The organism is Paenibacillus agri, assembly GCF_013359945.1.
GTDB classification, from domain to species: domain Bacteria; phylum Bacillota; class Bacilli; order Paenibacillales; family Paenibacillaceae; genus Paenibacillus_AQ; species Paenibacillus_AQ agri.
In genome coordinates this window covers 1-428 of record NZ_JABWCS010000141.1, presented here as the reverse complement: position 1 = coordinate 428, position 428 = coordinate 1, and the positions used below count along the sequence as shown (strand labels likewise).

At 64.7% G+C, this 428-nt stretch carries 1 protein-coding gene; it reads left to right on the top strand.

What is annotated here, in order from left to right:
• Nucleotides 1-20: 20 nt before the first annotated feature.
• The coding region (locus HPT30_RS00705) for a hypothetical protein (RefSeq protein ID WP_175369658.1) at nt 21-428 on the top strand (408 nt) is incomplete at its 3' end.

Genomic DNA, 428 nt, shown 5'->3' with positions numbered 1-428 from the left:
GAGCAACTGGAGCGGCTGGAGTGACTGGTGCAACAGGTGACGCAGGTGCGACAGGAGCAACTGGAGCAACAGGTGACACAGGGGCAACTGGAGCGACTGGAGCTACAGGTGACATAGGAGCGACGGGTGCGACCGGAGCTACAGGTGACGCAGGAGCGACGGGTGCGACCGGAGCGACAGGTGACACAGGAGCGACAGGAGTGACCGGAGCAACAGGTGATACTGGTGCAACGGGTGCGACCGGAGCGACAGGTGACACAGGAGCAACGGGTGCGACCGGAGCGACAGGTGACACAGGAGCAACGGGCGCGACTGGAGCGACCGGTGACACAGGAGCGACCGGTGCAACCGGAGCAACAGGTGATACTGGAGCAACGGGTGCGACCGGAGCGACAGGTGACACAGGAGCAACGGGTGCGACCGGAGCG